We start from the raw sequence: 15,758 nt of genomic DNA on the forward strand, positions 1-15,758 counted from the left end.
ACAGCCCCAGCGTGGTTGTATTGAACACGCCCAGCCAGCGAACCCGACACTCAAGGAGGCCCCGAGATGAACGCAACGACCGAACGTGAGACCTCCGCCGTCGAGTTCCGCCTGACCGCCATGGATCGCTGTGATTCATGTGGCGCTCAGGCCTACATCGCCGCCGAGGTCAACGGATCCGAGCTCCTGTTCTGCGCCCACCACGGTCGCAAGTACGAAGAGAAGCTCCGCAGCATCGCAACGAGCTGGCACGACGAGACCGCACGACTGATCGACTGATCGATCGCGGTTCGATCCGCCTCGGAGCCCGTCATCAGACGGGCTCCGCCTTCGTTAAGGGGTGGTGACCCGGCGCACGCGGCTCGTGAGCCGGGTGAGGATCTCCTCGCCGACGGTGTCGACGCGCTCGGCGAGGGTCGTCGCACTCGCTTCTCCGTGCTCGCCCGCGCCGAACAGCCAGACCGAGTCGCCGATCTGCATCCCCGGCCACCCCTGGACCAGCGACGTCGTCTCGTCGATCCGCAGCAGCTCGCGAGATCCGCCCGGGGTGCCCACGTCTGCTCCTGCGAGAGTGGACGGGATGCCGTCGAACGACCCGACGCCGACCTGAGCGTTCCCGTCCGAGATCTTCCGGACCGTCGCCGTGAGCTCGGCCACCGGCGTGACACCCGGCAGGTCGGGTCCCTCCGCCGAGCGGACGCCGTAGCAGAACGCCCCGATCCGAGACAGCGAGCCGCGGAGCTCCGGCCGCCACCAGGACGCAGCGGATGCCGTCAGGTGCAGCGCCTCGGGCGTCGGTCCGGACTGCTCCACGACACGGACGGCATCGAGGAACAGGGCCTGAGCATCGTCGTCCTCGTCGTCGCTCGCCTCGGCGAGATGGCTCCAGATCCCGGCGAGCTCGAGGTGTCCCGCCGCTTCACCCGCGCGCACATCGGCGACGGTGCGCTCCCACTCGGCCGGGAGCAGACCGTTGCGATGCAGCCCCGTGTCGATCTTGAGGTGGATACGTGCCCGCGCGCCGGCATGCGCAGCCCTGGCGGTGATGCGCGCCAGGTACTCCGCCGATCCGACGCCGAGGTCGATGTCGGCGCGCAGCGCGTCGTCGATCTCCTCGTCCGTCGAGGTGACCCACGCGAAGATCCGACCGGTGTCGCCGAGCACGCGTCGTGCTTCGACCCCGCTTCGGACGTCGTATGACCCGTACCACTCGACGCCCGTGTCTTTCGCCGCCTCGACGGCCCACCGGAGTCCGTGACCGTACGCGTCGTCCTTGAGGACGACCATGAGCTCCGACGGGGCGATGCGATCGCGGACCGCGCGGATGTTCGCTCGGAACAGGTCGGTGTCGATCCGCAGCTCCGGCCGACTCATGCCTCCCACCCCCGCTCCGCGTGTGCACCCGCGACGGTTACGAGCTCGGCGATCGTGAGTCCGGTGACGGCGCTCCATCGGGCGAGCCCGGGAGCGGCCGGCCCGCGACCTCCGAAGTAGGTGGCCTCGGCGCCCACGGTGACGGCGGCGGATCCCTGCAGATCTATCACGCACACATCCATCGCGACACGCCCGATGATCGGGCGCTGCACACCGTCGATCTCCACGTGGGCGGCATTGCCCAGCGCGCGCACGATCCCCTGGGCGTAGCCGCCGGTGATGAGTGCGGCCGTCGTGTCATGGGCCACTCGATGGGTGTAGCCGTAGGAGACCGCGTCTCCGGCCCTGAGCGGCTTCGTGGAAAGCACTCTGCCGACGAGCCGCATGACCGGCCTCGCGCTCAGTGCTCCCTCCGCATCGGGGAGCCCGTAGAGCAGGAAGGGGTCGATATCCGGTGCGCCGGTCGTCACGGCGTCGATGCCTTCGAGAGCCAGGGCCTCGACCTCCTCGGCATGGTCGACCAGCACGGCCTCCGCACCGGCGGCGACCACCGCGTGTGCGACGGAGAGCACCCCATGCCCCCAGGCATCGCGGCGGAGGTCGGCGACGCGTCCCCCTGCATCGACGGCGGCAGCGGATGCGACCGCGAGCGCCGACCGCGAGATCATCGCGCGCGGGCGGGAGCTGGATGTCTTCTCACACACGTTTCCAGCCTAGCTCCGCCTTCTCAGGATGCTCCACGCACCCACCGTAGACTGGAGGGGACCCCGAACTTGGAGATCCATGTCACGCTTTTCCCTCGCGCCCCGCGTCCGCTATCTGCTGGCGCGTGCTCGCCGCATCGACGTCGCCTCGGTCATCGAGAGGGCCAAAGAGGCGTCTTCTCAGCACGGCAAGGCCGTTCCCCTCGTGGTCGTCGACATGCTGTGGTCAGCGGGCCGCCATAACGTCGGATTCCAGGACTACATCGACTACGACTTCGCGATCCTCACCAAGGCGGAGCGCGACACGTTCATGACCCACCCCGTGTCGAACGAGATCTCGCAGAAGTACGACCACCCCGACTATCGGCACCTGTTCCATGACAAGGCAGAGTTCAACGCCGTCTTCGATGCCTTCCTCAAGAGGGAGTGGATGCTCATCACGCAGGGCAACGCAGACGAGCTGCGTTCATTCACCGAGCGCCAGGGCACGATCGTCGTGAAGGAGACGCACGGCCAGGCGGGCACGGGTGTCCACCGCTACCACGCCGCCGACGTGACCGACTGGGATGCGTTCCACGCCGAGCTCCTCTCGAAGAAGCAGGTCCTCGTCGAAGAGGTCATCCGCCAGCACGCCGACCTCGCGGCCGTGTGCCCCGGCACCGTGAACACCACCCGCATCACCGCATTCTTCGATGGCGAGAAGACGCACATCCTCGCGATGGCCCAGAAGTTCGGACGCGGAGCGGTGAGCGACCAGATGAGCTTCGGCGGCTTCTACACGATGCTCGACGAGAACGGTCACTCTGTGGGATCCGGATACGACTCTCACGGCCACGTGCACGTCACGCACCCGGACTCCGGCTTCCCGATCGCCGACTTCCAGCTGCCGATGATGGACGAGGTCCGCGAGTTCGTCGACCAGGTCGCGCGCGTCGTACCGCAGATCCAGTACGTCGGCTGGGATGTCGTGGTCACGCCTGACGGTCCGGTGCTCGTCGAGGGCAACTGGGGCGCCGGCGTGTACGAGAACAAGCCGAGCGTCACCGGGATCCGCACAGGGCACAAGCCGCGCTACCAGGCCGCGATCGGGTTCTGACCGCAGCAGGCATGAAGAAGGGCCCGGATGCTGAGCATCCGGGCCCTTCTTGCTGAGGCGTCGATCACGCGGAGGTCAGACCTCGCGGACGATCCCCATCGGGGTCGACTGCGTCGCCTGGCCGAGAGGATTGTCGCCCAGGATCTGGACGAGCCGACGCTCCCCCGCCTTGTCGAGCGTCGAGCCGAGGATGTTGCCGCCGATGTCGTTGATATCGACGACGGCGACCTCGAGGTCGCCGCCGAGCATCTTCTTCAGACGGAGGGCCACCTCACGCGGGTTCTTCGGTCCGAGGACGACCGCCTGGTTGTACGGCGGGATCGTGTTCTTCGTCGGGCCGTCGATGGCGCGTGCCTTGTCACCTGCGATGCGGTAGAAGTCACCGCGACGCCCGAAGGCCTTGGTGATCACCGAGACGCCGGCTGCGAAGAGGATCCGCAGGGTGCCGCATTCGCGCAGGGCCATCTCCATCGTCTCGGGCATTCCGAGACCGATGCCGTAGGAGGTGCGGACGACGTATCGCGACAGGAAGCGCGCAAGCGGACGGGGCGTGATCTCGTCGAGCCGGTACGACCGGCCCTGCGTGATCGCCACGATCTTCTCGGTCACGAACAGCAGGTCACCGGGCTGAACAGCTTCCTTCGCGTACTCCAGGACGACGGAGTCGAGGTCGTCGTTCGGCATGACGACGCGCGTCCGCAGCGGGATGCGCGCGTAGTTCTTGCCGTCGACGCTCGCCTCGAGCGCCTTGCCTTCGTTCGCCTGCATCACTCGAGGTAGTCCCGCAGCGACTGCGAGCGGCTCGGGTGGCGGAGCTTCGCCATCGTCTTCGACTCGATCTGACGGATGCGCTCACGCGTCACGCCGAACGTGTCACCGATCTGGTCGAGGGTCTTGGGCTGTCCGTCGCCGAGTCCGAAGCGCATCCGGATGACACCGGCCTCACGCTCGGAGAGCGAGTCGAGCAGCTGCTCCAGCTGACGCTGCAGCATCGTGAAGCCCACGGCATCCGCGGGGACCACTGCCTCGGTGTCCTCGATGAGGTCACCGAACTCGCTGTCGCCGTCCTCACCGAGAGGCGTGTGCAGGGAGATCGGCTCGCGGCCGTACTTCTGCACCTCGACGACCTTCTCGGGCGTCATGTCCAGCTCGCGGCTGAGCTCTTCGGGCGTGGGCTCACGGCCCAGGTCCTGCAGCATCTGGCGCTGCACTCGGGCGAGCTTGTTGATGACCTCGACCATGTGCACGGGGATGCGGATGGTGCGGGCCTGGTCTGCCATCGCGCGGGTGATCGCCTGACGGATCCACCAGGTGGCGTACGTCGAGAACTTGAAGCCCTTGGTGTAGTCGAATTTCTCGACGGCGCGGATCAGACCGAGGTTGCCCTCCTGGATCAGGTCCAGGAACTGCATGCCGCGGCCGGTGTAGCGCTTGGCGAGCGAGACGACGAGACGGAGGTTCGCGCCGAGCAGGTGGCTCTTCGCGCGCTGACCGTCGCGGGCGACCCACTGCAGGTCGAGCCCGAGCTGGCTGGCCTTCTCGGCGGCCGTCATCGTGGAGAGCTTCTCCTCGGCGAACAGGCCGGCCTCGATGCGCATCGCGAGCTCGACCTCTTCGGCCGCGTTCAGCAGGGCGACCTTTCCGATCTGCTTCAGGTAGTCCTTGACAGGGTCGGCGGTCGCACCGGTGATCTGCGTGGAGTAGACGGGCACGTCTTCGTCGTCGTTCGACGAGATGACGATCGCTCCCGTGGGCAGAGGCTCGGTGAACTTCGGCTTGGAGTCCTCGTCGTCCTCATCGGGCTCTGCGGCGGGAGGAGTCTCGTCGTCTTCGACGATGTCATCGGCCTTCTTCTTCTTCGCGGGCGCGCGCTTGGCAGCGGCACGCTGCGCGGCGGTCTTGGGCGCCGGCTTCTCAGCGGCCTCCTCGACCGGAGCATCGACCTCGGGAGCGTCGGCGGTCTTCTTCGTCCGGGTCTTCTTCGTCGTGGCAGGAGTCACGTTTCGCCTTTCACGGGGCCGCTCGCAGGCCCCGGAGCATTTCGGACACTAGTAAGACCCTTGTCAAGTCCGATCTCCGGAAAGATCGATTGACAACGGGTCAGAGTCCTAGTATCGCACACGTGTGGGCATGCAGGTGCAATCCGCCCAAGTTCGCTCGCTCGATGTCAGCCGCGACCCGGCTTGTCCTCGTCGCCGCTGGGGCGCGAGGCGAGGTAGCGCTCGAGTTCTGCGGCGAGCTCGTCCGCGCTCGGCAGGTCGCGCTCGTTGAATCCGCCCTCGTCGTACGACCCGTCCTCAGGATCACGACCGGCCATATACGCGTCGTAGCGGCGCTCGAGCCCCTGCACCATCTGCTGCAGCTCATCGTTGCCCAGCACCTGGTCGTCGACGCGCGTGAGGTAGTCCTGGCGGCGCTCCTGCACCTCGTCGAGCAGGATGACCAGGCCCGTGGCGGCCATCAGCTTTTCGGCTGCCGCGATCACGGCGTCGGGGTTCTCGGTCTCGGCGAGGTAGTGCGGTACGAGCAGCACGAACCCGACGACGCGCTCACCGTGCTCCGCGAAGCGGAATTCGAGGAGATGCCCCGCAGTGGCCGGCACCTGGGTGCGCGGGCGCCATACCGAGTGAGCCACGGTGAGCTCACGGCGGTTGCCGCTCACCGTCGTGCCGATGGGGCGGGTGTGCGGGACCGGCATCGCGATCGAGTGCACCCAGTTGAGTCCGGAGACCTCGAATTCGTCGGCGAACTCGAGCACGGTGCGCGCGAACTCGTTCCAGGCGAAGTCCGGCTCGTAACCGGCGAGGAGGAGGAACTTCTGGCCGAGGGCGTCGGTCGCCAGCGAGAGCTCCAGCCGGGCAGGACGGAACTCGGTCAGGTGATCCTGGTCGAAGGAGATCACCGGGCGGCGGGCGCGGTAGTCCAGCAGCACGTCGTTGTCGAAGACGGCGATCGGCTCGGGCGACGTCGTCTCGCGAAGGTGCTCGATGAGCCCGGAGACGGCGCTGCCTGCGTCGGTGAAACCCGTCAGGAGCAGGACAAGGGGCAGTCCGCGCGGCACGACCGGTGCGTTCGCTACACGTTCATGGATCTCTCCGGAGAAGGGCATGAGTCAATGCTACGAGCAGCTTCGGACGGCCGGGCGGTGACCTTCAAGCTGAGAGCGAACACCCGCTCGGCGCCCGGGCGCGCGACCCTCCTAGGATGGAGGTATGACGCTTCCCGCGCTCTCGCGCACCTCAGATCAGTTCCCAGGAAGCGCTGCAGACGCCGCAGTGCTCGTCATCCCCGAGATCTCGGACTCCGCAGAGTCGCTGACCGGCTACCCCGGACTCGCCGATTCCCTGCAGGCCGTCGGCCACACCGGCTCGGCCTCGTCGTTCACGCGGGCCTACGCCCCCGAGGTCACGACCCTGCCGTTCGCCGTCGTCGGCGTAGGCCGTGAGCCCGATGCCTCCGCCGTGCGCAACGCCGTAGGCACAGCCCTCCGGTCTCTGACCGGCTTCGAGACGGTCTCGGTGGCCCTGGCTCCCGGTCTCGAGCAGTTCGCGGCCGCCGCCGCAGAGGGCGCCGTGCTCGGCGGCTACCGGTTCGACGGCTACCGCAAGGAGTCGGGCAAGACCCGCGCGTCTTCCGTCCTGCTGCATGCCGACCTCGACGAGTCCGCACTCTCCAGGTCCATCGCCGTCGGCGAGGCGATGGCCCTCATCAAGGATCTCGTGTTCGTCCCGGCCGAGTGGCAGAGCCCGGCCCAGCTCGCACAGAGCGCAGCCGACAGCGTCGACGGGCTGGCGGATGTCTCGGTGGAGATCCTCGACGAGAAGTCGCTCGCCGAACAGGGCTTCGGCGGTATCCTCGGCGTCGCGCAGGGCTCCGACAGGCCGCCGCGCCTCGTCCGTCTCGACTACGCACCCGCGAACGCCACACGTCACATCGCACTCGTCGGCAAGGGGATCACGTTCGACACCGGTGGGCTGTCGCTCAAGCCGGCGGCCTCGATGGTCGGCATGAAGTTCGACATGGCCGGTGCCGCGACGAGCGTCGCAGCACTGCGGGCGATCGCCGCTCTCGCCCTGCCCGTGCACGTCACCGCTTGGCTCTGCATCACCGACAACATGCCGTCAGGTCGTGCATTGCGTCCGGGAGACGTCATCCGCATCCTCGACGGCACGACCGTCGAGGTTCCGAACACGGATGCAGAGGGGCGCCTGGTCATGGCCGACGGCCTCGTCGCGGCCAGCCGCGAGAACCCCGACGTCATCATCGACGTCGCGACTCTCACCGGAGCGATCGTGATGGCTCTCGGGCACCGCCACACCGGCGTGTTCGGTGACGACGACGCCGTCGCGGAGTTCCTCGCCGCCGCCGACGCCGCCGATGAGCTCGCGTGGCACATGCCGCTCCCGGCCTACATGGAGGACTCGCTGGACTCCCCCATCGCCGACATGCAGAACGCCAACATGAGCGATCGGATGGGTGGGGCGTCGTACGCCGGCCTCTTCCTGCGCCGCTTCGTCGGCCGGGTCTCCGACGAGAGGGACGCCCCGCGCATCCCGTGGGTGCACCTCGACATCGCCGGCTCCGGCGAGCACAACGGCGCACCGTACGGCTTCACCGACAAGGGCCCCACCGGAGCGATGGTCCGGTCGATCATCGCGTTCGCCGAAGCATCCCACAAGGAGGCATGACCATGACCACGCACACCTTCGACATCGTCGTCCTGGGCGGAGGCAGCGGCGGGTACGCCGCTGCTCTGCGTGCGAGCGAGCTCGGCAAGTCCGTCGCGCTCATCGAGAAGGACAAGGTCGGCGGCACCTGCCTGCACCGCGGCTGCATCCCGACGAAGGCGCTGCTGCACGCGGCCGAGGTCGCCGAGCATGTGCGAGACGCCGCCCACGTCGGCATCTCCGCGACCCTCGACGGAATCGACCCCGCCGGAGTGCGCGCATACCGCGAGGGGATCGTCGCGAAGAAGTACAAGGGCCTCGAGGGCCTGGTGAAGGCCCGCGGCATCACGACCGTCGCCGGCTTCGGTCGCCTGAACGCCGACCGGACGGTGAGCGTGGGCGACGACGTCTACGTCGGCGCCGATGTCGTCCTCGCCACCGGCTCGTACAGCCGGACCCTCCCGGGCCTCGAGATCGGCGGGCGGATCCTCACCAGCGAACAGGCGCTGTCGCTCGACGTGATCCCCGAGCGCGTGCTCGTGCTCGGCGGCGGCGTGATCGGCGTGGAGTTCGCCAGCGTCTGGCGTTCGTTCGGCACCGAGGTCACCATCATCGAAGCGCTGCCGCACCTGGTGCCCAACGAGGACATCGCGATGAGCAAGGGCCTCGAACGGGCGTTCCGCCGCCGCGGCATCCAGTACTCCCTCGGCATCCGCTACCAGAGCGCCACGCAGGACGACAGCTCGGTGACCGTCACGCTGGAGGACGGCAAGGAGTTCACCGCCGACTACCTTCTCGTGGCGGTCGGACGAGGTCCGGTCACGGCCGACCTCGGCTTCGAAGAGGCCGGCGTGACTCTCGATCGTGGTTTCGTCACGGTCGATCAGGACCTGCGCACCGGTGTGCCCGGGCTCTGGGCCGTCGGAGACATCACGCCCGGTCTGCAGCTCGCTCACCGCGGTTTCCAGCAGGGCATCGCCGTCGCGGAACGCATCGCCGGTCTCTCCCCCGCGCACGTCCCCGACATCCAGATCCCGAAGGTCACGTACTCGAGCCCCGAGGTCGCCTCGGTCGGCGTCACGGAGGAGGCTGCCGTCACCGAGCACGGCGCCGATGCTGTCGTGGCGTACGAGTACAACCTCGCCGGCAACGGCAAGAGCGAGATCATCGGCACAGCCGGCCTCGTGAAGGTGGTCCGACTCAAGGACGGGCCCGTCATCGGTGTCCATCTGCTCGGCGACCGAGTGGGCGAGCTCATCACCGAGGGCCAGCTGGCCGTCGCGTGGGAGGCCCACCCCGAGGACATCGCCCCCCTGATCCATGCGCATCCCACACAGAGCGAGGCGCTCGGTGAAGCCTTCCTCGCCCTCGCCGGAAAGCCGCTGCACGCCCTCTGAACACCAACCGGTGAACAGTTCACTAAGCTAGACACGCGTCATTTAACTTCCTGAAGGAGACTCAGTCATGAGCACATCCGTCGTCCTCCCCCCTCTCGGCGAGAGCGTCACAGAGGGTACCGTCACCCGCTGGCTCAAGCAGGTGGGAGACACCGTTCAGGCGGATGAGGGCCTGCTCGAGATCTCGACCGACAAGGTCGACACCGAGATCCCCTCGCCCGTCACCGGTGTGATCGAGGAGATCCTCGTCGCCGAGGACGAGACCGTCGAGGTCGGCGCGCTCCTCGCGCGTATCGGCGACGGCAGCGCCGCTGCTCCTGCCGAGGATGCTCCTGCAGCCGCAGCGCCGGCCGCGGAGGAGGCGCCTCAGGCTGCCGCACCGCAGGCCGAGGCCCCCTCGGAGCCCGCTCCTGCTGCCGAAGCTGCGCCCGCTGCCGCGGCTGCTCCGGCCGCTGCCCCCGCAGGCGACGCCACGGACATCGTCCTCCCCGAACTCGGCGAGAGTGTGACCGAAGGCACCGTCACCCGCTGGCTCAAGCAGATCGGCGACACCGTCGAGGTCGACGAGGCACTGCTGGAGATCTCGACCGACAAGGTCGACACCGAGATCCCCTCGCCCGTCGCCGGCGTGCTGCAGGAGATCGTCGCCGCCGAAGACGAGACCGTCGAGGTCGGCGCTGTGCTTGCTCGTGTCGGTTCTGGAGCAGCTCCCGCCGCCGCACCGGCTGCGGAGGCTCCGGCCGCCGAGGCTCCTGCCGCTCCCACCGAGACTCCCGCATCTGCGGCAGAGGCACCTGCTGCTCCCGCGGCAGAAGCCCCCGTGCAGCAGGCTCCGGCAAGCGAGGGTGCGTCCGCACCTGTCGCCCCCGCCCCGGCGGCAGCGCCGTCCGAGCCCGCGCCCGCGGCGGCATCGGCTCCGGCTCCGGCTCCGGCTCCGGCCGAGCAGAAGCTGTCCCTCCCGACCGAGAGCGACAACCTGTACGTGACCCCGCTCGTGCGCCGTCTGGCTTCGCAGCAGGGCGTCGACCTGGCCAGTGTCACCGGTACCGGCGTCGGCGGACGCATCCGTAAGGAAGATGTGCTCAAGGCCGCAGAGAGCGCGTCGGCGGCACCCGCCGCTGCGGCCGCCCCTGCTGCGCCCGCTCCGCTCGAGGTCTCGCCGTTGCGTGGCACCACGCAGCCGATGTCGCGCCTGCGCAAGGTTCTGGCCAAGCGCGCCGTCGAGTCGATGCAGCAGACCGCACAGCTCACGACGGTCGTCGAGGTCGATGTGACCGCTCTGGCGGAGTACCGCGACAGCGTCAAGGCGTCTTTCCTCGAGAAGACGGGCGACAAGCTGTCGTTCCTGCCGTTCTTCGCCCTCGCTGCCGCAGAGGCTCTGCGTGCCTTCCCGATCGTGAACGCCACGGTCGACGGCGAGCAGATCGTCTACCCCGAGTCCGAGAACGTCTCGATCGCCGTGGACACCGAGCGCGGTCTGCTCACGCCGGTGCTGCGCGACGCCGCGTCGAAGAACATCGCCGAGATCGCGCATGAGATCGCCGACCTCGCGGCACGCACGCGCGACAACAAGCTGAAGCCCGACGAGCTCGCCGGCGGCACGTTCACGCTGACCAACACGGGTTCGCGTGGCGCGCTGTTCGACACTCCGGTCGTCTTCCTGCCGCAGTCGGCGATCCTCGGCACCGGAACGGTCGTCAAGCGCCCCGGTCTCGTCAAGGTCGGCGGCGCAGACGCGATCGCCGTCCGCTCGTACGTGTACCTCGCTCTCTCGTACGACCACCGCATCATCGACGGAGCAGACGCCGCTCGCTTCCTCGGTGCTGTGAAGGCCCGCCTCGAGTCGGCGCAGTTCGCCGCTCAGCTCGGAGCCTGACCACCGCATCATCCTGGCTGGTCCGCGACGTCGTACACGTCGCGGACCAGCCATTTCTCTGCCACCCGGACGAGTACGACCATCCGCTCCCCAGCGGCGGACTCCGCCCCGTCCTCTTCCCCTCCCGACGCAGAAGCTCGGATCACGGCGACATCCCCGTACTCGTCCACGGGTTCGAGCTGTAATGCTTCCTCACCTTCCGCCAATGCGTCCGCGACCCCGATGGACCCCTGAGCGACCGCTTCGGCACAGACCGCGTCGTCGTTCGCCGCACAGGTCCTGATCGCGTCGATGAGGTGGTGCGCCGCCTCGACCGGATCCTCCGGATCGGCTCGCTCGGGCGGTGATCCCTTCGGGGACTCGTCCGGCTTCGGTTCGGGTGCCGTCGGCGTCGCCGCCGGTGACGGATCGGCAGACGCAGAGTCGATCTGCTCCGCGTCCCGACCGCTCGTCGGCACCGCCGTGGTACCCCCGTCGCCCGGTTCCCCTGTCGCTCCCCCAGGCCAGAGAAGTCCGCCGGCGAGCACCGCTACGGCCGCAGCCGCAGCGACGATCGCCCTCCGCCCACGTCGCACGGGGGTTCGGACGCCCCCTGTGGGGGCCTCCATCCTCCTGTCGACGCGAGCGGCGCGTGCTCGATCCGCGTCTCTCCGATGCCGGCGCGCGACCACGAGGAGCATCGCACCCCGCCAGAGGTCGAGGCGACGCAGCAAGGGCGCGACGACGCGAGACGTCACAGCGCGCACGCGGCTATCCGCCATAGGTCGAGTGGCACGGGTTCTCATCCGACTTCGCTCGTCGGGTCGCACGACCGCTGCGCGGATCGCTGCGTCCGCACTTCTCGCCAGCTCAGGCGCATGCACATCGCGTCTCAGCGGTTTCGGCGCCGCGGTATCGAACAGCTCTGCCTCCCACCCCTCGAGCTGTCGCATCGGCATCCCCGGCCGTCCTGTGGCAGCGCTCAGCCCTTCCTCGATCGTGACGAGCAGGCGACCGAGTGCGCGGTCGATGCAGTCCTCGCGAATCCGCGCGACGAGACCCGCCGCTGCCGTCCGTGCCGTCTCGCCTACGCCGATCACGAAAGTCGGTCGCCCGTCATCCGTGAGCCACCAGCCACCCGTATGTTCGTGCTCGTCGGTCCGTCCGAGCTCACCGAGACCTCGCAGGATGCTGGCGACCAGGGTCGTCATCTCCCCGGAGCCGAGCGCGACGCCGGCTGCCGCGCGACGACCGACGAACGTCGCGACCCTCTCGGTGCACCATGGGAGCAGCGCGTCGTGCCCGTCGGCGCGCCGCACGATGTCGAGCGGCCCCGCGACGTGGTCGTCACCGGCGTGGTCCCACCCAGCCCACCCGCTGATCGAGGCGGAGTCCACCAGAACGGCCATCGCCGCGCCTCGGGTGACCAGCGTTCCCGCGTACGGCCCCTCGTCCGCGTCGATCCTCCTGATCGTCCGATGCGCACCGGGCACCAGTGCCGCACCGCTCGCCTTCGTTTCCTTCTCCGCCATTCCCCCATGTCATCGCATCGCACGGCGCTCCCACGCAGACATCGCATGATGTGCACGCATGCGCACGAATCGGCCGCGTGTGCAGGAGAAGACGAGGCGCCCGAATCCGCCCGACGCGAACGACGCCATCAGCGCACCCCGGAGTCGGTATTCTTATGCACATGGCAAACCGCACGTCCGCGCCCGAGAAGCGTCCGGGATTCTTCTCCCAGATCAAGTCCCTCTTCAAGTTCACGAGGGAGATCTACCCCTGGCTGCCCTGGGCCCAGATCGCGCTGCTGGTCATCGGTGTCCTCATCGGCCTCATCGTGGGCTACCTGATCCCGCCGTTCCAGGTCTGGACTCTCATCCTCTGGGGCATCTCCGGTCTGATGCTCGGCCTGCTCGGCGCGATGTTCCTGATGACGCGCCTATCTACTTCTGCGATGTACCAGAAGATCGACGGTATGCCGGGCGCCACGGGCCACGTGCTGAGCACGAGCCTCGGACGCAACTGGCAAGGATCCGAGACGCCGGTCGGCATCAACCCGAAGACGCAGGATGCCGTCTACCGCACCGTGGGTCGCGGCGGCGTCGTGGTCGTCGGAGAGGGCTCCCGCGGCCGCCTCACCCGACTGGTCAACGATGAGCGCAGCAAGGCAGCCCGTGTGGCCCACGGCGTGCCGGTCACGGTGCTCTACGTCGGCCACGGCGACGACGACGTCGCGATCGCCGATCTCGCAAAGACCATCAAGAAGCTTCCGAAGGTCATCGACAAGGCCACCATGGGTGCCGTCATCCGACGCATCGAGTCCGTGTCGCAGTCGATCTCGTCGCTCCCTATCCCGAAGGGCATCGACCCCACCAAGGTCAGGGCGCAGCGTCCGCGTTGAGCTGACCCCCGCACACGCAGAAGCGCGGCCGCACCTCATCGCGAGGTCGGCCGCGCTTCGTCGTTCACTCCGACAGCGGCTGACGCGGAAGGCGACGGACCTTCGCGCGGCGACGGCGACGTTCCGGAACCATCGACCGCATCTCGTCGAGCTTGCCGAAGCAGAAGAGCCGATCCTCGGCCTCGAGGACGACGTGCTTGCGCGGGTTCGGGATGACGGAGACGCCGCGGTGCAGCGTGAGCACGGTGATGTCGCGCTCCCACAGTCCGGCTTCGCCGAGTGTCTTGCCGACGAGGTCGACAGCTCCGTGCACCATCAGCTCGGCGACCCCGTATCCCGTGGAGACGGTCAGGCGCTGACGCACATCGATCTCGGGGAATGCGACCTGGCCGGCGATGTAGTCGATGATGGCGCCTGCGACGTCGAGCTTCGTGGCCGTCTCGATGCCCTGCAGGCCAGGCGACGAGTTGACCTCCATGACGAGCGGGCCGTCGTCGCCTTCGAGCATGTCGACTCCGGCGACGCGGAGCCCCATGATCTGGGCTGAGCGCACGGCTGCGCGCTCGTAGATCGGATCGAGCTCGACGGCTTCCACCGAGCCTCCACGGTGGACGTTCGAGCGGAACTCGTCACCCGCCGCCGATCGCCGCATCGCGGCGACCACGCGGTCGCCCACGACCAGAGCGCGGATGTCGCGCCCGCGGCTCTCGGAGATGAACTTCTGGATCAGCACGTTCTGCTTGGTCGAGTGCAGCGTCTCGATGATGGCCTCGGCCACCTTCACCTGCGGCGCGAGGATCACACCGATCCCCTGCGTGCCCTCGAGGAGCTTGATGACGACAGGAGCACCCCCGACGCGTTCGATCGCCGGACGGACGTCCGCACGGTTGCGGACGAAGGCCGTGGGAGGCATCGCGATGTTGTGGCGCGAGAGGATCTGATTCGCGCGGAGCTTGTCCCGCGCGCTCGAGATCCCGTTCGCCGTGTTCGGCGTGTAGACGTCCATCTGCTCGAACTGGCGCACGACGGCGGTGCCGAAGTAGGTGATCGAGTTGCCGATGCGAGGCAGGATCGCGTCGTAGTCGCTGAGCTGACGGCCCCGGTAGTGCAGGTCCGGCTCGTCTGCGGTGAGGTCGATCGCGAATCGCAGCGTGTTGAGCACCTTGACGTTGTGACCTCGCTGGAGCGCAGCGGCGCGCAGCCTTTGGGTGGAGTACGCCTGCGGCGCGCGGGAGAGCACTGCGATCTTCACGGGGGATTTCCTGCCAGGATGGTCGGGTGAGTAAGTCATCCCATTCAAACACCCTTATCGGGTGGCGAGAATGGGTGAGCCTGCCTGATCTCGGAGTCGACTGGCTCAAAGCCAAGATCGACACGGGCGCGCGCACCTCTTCGCTGCACGCATTCCAGATCCAGGAGTTCGAGCGCGACGGCGTGTCGTGGGTTCGGTTCCGTGTGAAGCCCTGGCAGGACAGCCAGGAGGATGCCGTCATCGTCGAGTCCCCTGTGCATGATCGCCGCGCCGTGCGCAGCTCATCGGGCCATGCCCAGGAGCGACTCGTCGTCGAGATGCTGATCCGTCTGCATGACCGGGAGGTGCTCGCGGAGGTCACGCTGAGCAACCGGGACGAGATGGGTTTCCGCATGCTCATCGGTCGCGAGGCGCTGCGACAGGGTTATATCGTCGACCCTGCCCGTTCGTTCCTCGGCGGTCGCGCTCCGCGCGAGGCCAGACGCCGCAATCGCGGCAAGGAGTGAGCCCGATCAGGCGCGGATGAGCACGAGTCCCGTCACCTTGTCGTGGATTCCTCGCTGATCGGCGTCCCAGATGACCGCCGGGATCACGACGATGATCAGCAGGGTGCGGACGATCGGACGCCAGATCCCCACCCAGCCGCCGCCCAGACGTACCACGCGCATGCCGAGGATACGGTGCCCGGGGCTTCCGCCGGCCGTCGGGATGAAGAGGATCTGCAGCAGGGCGAAGACCGCCATCGGCGCGAACATGGTGAGGCCGGCCTCGGCGGGCAGTGCGAACTGGTCGTAGCCGAGGAACCCGGTGGCGATGATCGTCGCAGCCACATAGTCGATGAGAAGGGCCCCGATTCGCCGTCCAGGGCGGGCGATGCTGCCCGTCCCCGTCTGCGGCATTCCGAGTCGTTCTCCGGGGTACGTGTTCACAGCGTCCGTCACGTATCCAGCCTACCGGCGCGTAACATGCTCGAAACAAAGCGGATACCGTGGGGTAACGCCCCGCACGT

At 68.0% G+C, this 15,758-nt stretch carries 15 protein-coding genes; 7 read left to right on the forward strand and 8 right to left on the reverse strand.

The features are described from left to right. The first annotated feature begins 66 nt into the window (after positions 1–66). Positions 67–279, forward strand: a complete 213-nt coding sequence (locus tag SOM10_RS03305; RefSeq protein WP_042540282.1) for a DUF7455 domain-containing protein — start codon at positions 67–69, stop codon at positions 277–279. Positions 280–333: 54 nt separating this feature from the next. Here SOM10_RS03305 and SOM10_RS03310 read toward each other — a convergent pair whose 3' ends face one another. After that, positions 334–1,374: an alanine racemase gene (locus tag SOM10_RS03310; protein WP_295102724.1), complete on the reverse strand. Its 1,041-nt coding sequence runs from the start codon at positions 1,372–1,374 to the stop codon at positions 334–336. Then, complete coding sequence (locus tag SOM10_RS03315; RefSeq protein ID WP_230101208.1) at positions 1,371–2,078, reverse strand: alanine racemase; 708 nt, start codon at positions 2,076–2,078, stop codon at positions 1,371–1,373. Before SOM10_RS03315 ends, SOM10_RS03310 begins: the two co-directional genes overlap by 4 nt. 79 nt (positions 2,079–2,157) lie before the next feature. Here SOM10_RS03315 and SOM10_RS03320 point away from each other — a divergent pair, with 79 nt between their 5' ends. Further along, positions 2,158–3,174 (forward strand): sugar-transfer associated ATP-grasp domain-containing protein, encoded by a 1,017-nt coding sequence (locus tag SOM10_RS03320; protein ID WP_053096256.1) that lies wholly within the window; start codon positions 2,158–2,160, stop codon positions 3,172–3,174. A 75-nt stretch (positions 3,175–3,249) separates the two neighbouring features. Here the strand turns inward: SOM10_RS03320 and SOM10_RS03325 are convergent, their stop codons facing one another. The 3 genes from SOM10_RS03325 to SOM10_RS03335 all read right to left on the reverse strand — a co-directional run bounded on the left by SOM10_RS03325 (position 3,250) and on the right by SOM10_RS03335 (position 6,283). After that, the gene (locus SOM10_RS03325) at positions 3,250–3,942 is read right to left on the reverse strand and encodes a coenzyme F420-0:L-glutamate ligase (RefSeq protein WP_053096259.1); all 693 of its coding nucleotides are present in this window, start codon (positions 3,940–3,942) and stop codon (positions 3,250–3,252) included. Further along, a complete protein-coding gene (locus tag SOM10_RS03330) occupies positions 3,942–5,174 on the reverse strand; it encodes an RNA polymerase sigma factor (protein WP_053096261.1) in 1,233 nt (410 codons plus the stop codon). The genes SOM10_RS03325 and SOM10_RS03330 overlap by 1 nt, the downstream gene beginning before the upstream one ends. 167 nt (positions 5,175–5,341) lie before the next feature. After that, positions 5,342–6,283: a PAC2 family protein gene (locus SOM10_RS03335; protein ID WP_320488392.1), complete on the reverse strand. Its 942-nt coding sequence runs from the start codon at positions 6,281–6,283 to the stop codon at positions 5,342–5,344. A gap of 103 nt (positions 6,284–6,386) precedes the next feature. On the opposite strand from SOM10_RS03335, the gene SOM10_RS03340 reads away from it, so the two are divergent. The 3 genes from SOM10_RS03340 to sucB all read left to right on the forward strand — a co-directional run bounded on the left by SOM10_RS03340 (position 6,387) and on the right by sucB (position 11,114). Next, complete coding sequence (locus tag SOM10_RS03340) at positions 6,387–7,862, forward strand: leucyl aminopeptidase (protein WP_320488393.1); 1,476 nt, start codon at positions 6,387–6,389, stop codon at positions 7,860–7,862. 2 nt (positions 7,863–7,864) lie between these two features. Then, positions 7,865–9,238, forward strand: coding sequence for a dihydrolipoyl dehydrogenase (gene lpdA, locus SOM10_RS03345; protein WP_320488394.1), 1,374 nt, complete (start codon positions 7,865–7,867; stop codon positions 9,236–9,238). Positions 9,239–9,305: 67 nt separating this feature from the next. Beyond that, positions 9,306–11,114 carry a 2-oxoglutarate dehydrogenase, E2 component, dihydrolipoamide succinyltransferase gene (gene sucB / locus SOM10_RS03350; protein ID WP_320488395.1) on the forward strand — a complete coding sequence of 603 codons (1,809 nt, stop codon included), beginning with the start codon at positions 9,306–9,308 and terminating at the stop codon, positions 11,112–11,114. A gap of 8 nt (positions 11,115–11,122) precedes the next feature. Here the strand turns inward: sucB and SOM10_RS03355 are convergent, their stop codons facing one another. Then, the gene (locus SOM10_RS03355; RefSeq protein WP_320488397.1) at positions 11,123–12,625 is read right to left on the reverse strand and encodes a hypothetical protein; all 1,503 of its coding nucleotides are present in this window, start codon (positions 12,623–12,625) and stop codon (positions 11,123–11,125) included. 161 nt (positions 12,626–12,786) lie between these two features. Between SOM10_RS03355 and SOM10_RS03360 the strand changes: the two genes are divergently transcribed. Next, positions 12,787–13,497 (forward strand): DUF4191 family protein, encoded by a 711-nt coding sequence (locus SOM10_RS03360; RefSeq protein WP_053099128.1) that lies wholly within the window; start codon positions 12,787–12,789, stop codon positions 13,495–13,497. Positions 13,498–13,561: 64 nt separating this feature from the next. Here SOM10_RS03360 and SOM10_RS03365 read toward each other — a convergent pair whose 3' ends face one another. Next, positions 13,562–14,749, reverse strand: a complete 1,188-nt coding sequence (locus SOM10_RS03365; RefSeq protein ID WP_053096274.1) for a RimK family alpha-L-glutamate ligase — start codon at positions 14,747–14,749, stop codon at positions 13,562–13,564. A gap of 26 nt (positions 14,750–14,775) precedes the next feature. On the opposite strand from SOM10_RS03365, the gene SOM10_RS03370 reads away from it, so the two are divergent. Then, entirely contained in the window at positions 14,776–15,255 is a 480-nt protein-coding gene (locus SOM10_RS03370; protein ID WP_053096276.1) for an ATP-dependent zinc protease, read from the forward strand. Positions 15,256–15,261: 6 nt separating this feature from the next. On the opposite strand, the gene SOM10_RS03375 is transcribed toward SOM10_RS03370, so the two are convergent. Further along, complete coding sequence (locus SOM10_RS03375) at positions 15,262–15,648, reverse strand: RDD family protein (RefSeq protein WP_157557472.1); 387 nt, start codon at positions 15,646–15,648, stop codon at positions 15,262–15,264. Positions 15,649–15,758: the final 110 nt, after the last annotated feature.

Origin of the sequence: Microbacterium sp. CFBP9023 (genome assembly GCF_034045055.1) — a bacterium.
Taxonomy (GTDB): Bacteria; Actinomycetota; Actinomycetes; order Actinomycetales; family Microbacteriaceae; genus Microbacterium.

Excerpts from the sequence above, each read along its gene's own strand:
- SOM10_RS03325 (WP_053096259.1), bottom strand. The coding sequence starts at position 3,942 with ATGCAGGCGAACGAAGGCAAGGCGCTCGAGGCGAGCGTCGACGGCAAG.
- SOM10_RS03305 (WP_042540282.1), top strand. The coding sequence starts at position 67 with ATGAACGCAACGACCGAACGTGAGACCTCCGCCGTCGAGTTCCGCCTG.
- SOM10_RS03310 (WP_295102724.1), bottom strand. The coding sequence starts at position 1,374 with ATGAGTCGGCCGGAGCTGCGGATCGACACCGACCTGTTCCGAGCGAAC.
- SOM10_RS03375 (WP_157557472.1), bottom strand. The coding sequence starts at position 15,648 with ATGCCGCAGACGGGGACGGGCAGCATCGCCCGCCCTGGACGGCGAATC.
- sucB (WP_320488395.1), top strand. The coding sequence starts at position 9,306 with ATGAGCACATCCGTCGTCCTCCCCCCTCTCGGCGAGAGCGTCACAGAG.
- SOM10_RS03320 (WP_053096256.1), top strand. The coding sequence starts at position 2,158 with ATGTCACGCTTTTCCCTCGCGCCCCGCGTCCGCTATCTGCTGGCGCGT.
- SOM10_RS03360 (WP_053099128.1), top strand. The coding sequence starts at position 12,787 with ATGGCAAACCGCACGTCCGCGCCCGAGAAGCGTCCGGGATTCTTCTCC.
- SOM10_RS03335 (WP_320488392.1), bottom strand. The coding sequence starts at position 6,283 with ATGCCCTTCTCCGGAGAGATCCATGAACGTGTAGCGAACGCACCGGTC.
- SOM10_RS03355 (WP_320488397.1), bottom strand. The coding sequence starts at position 12,625 with ATGGCGGAGAAGGAAACGAAGGCGAGCGGTGCGGCACTGGTGCCCGGT.
- SOM10_RS03340 (WP_320488393.1), top strand. The coding sequence starts at position 6,387 with ATGACGCTTCCCGCGCTCTCGCGCACCTCAGATCAGTTCCCAGGAAGC.
- lpdA (WP_320488394.1), top strand. The coding sequence starts at position 7,865 with ATGACCACGCACACCTTCGACATCGTCGTCCTGGGCGGAGGCAGCGGC.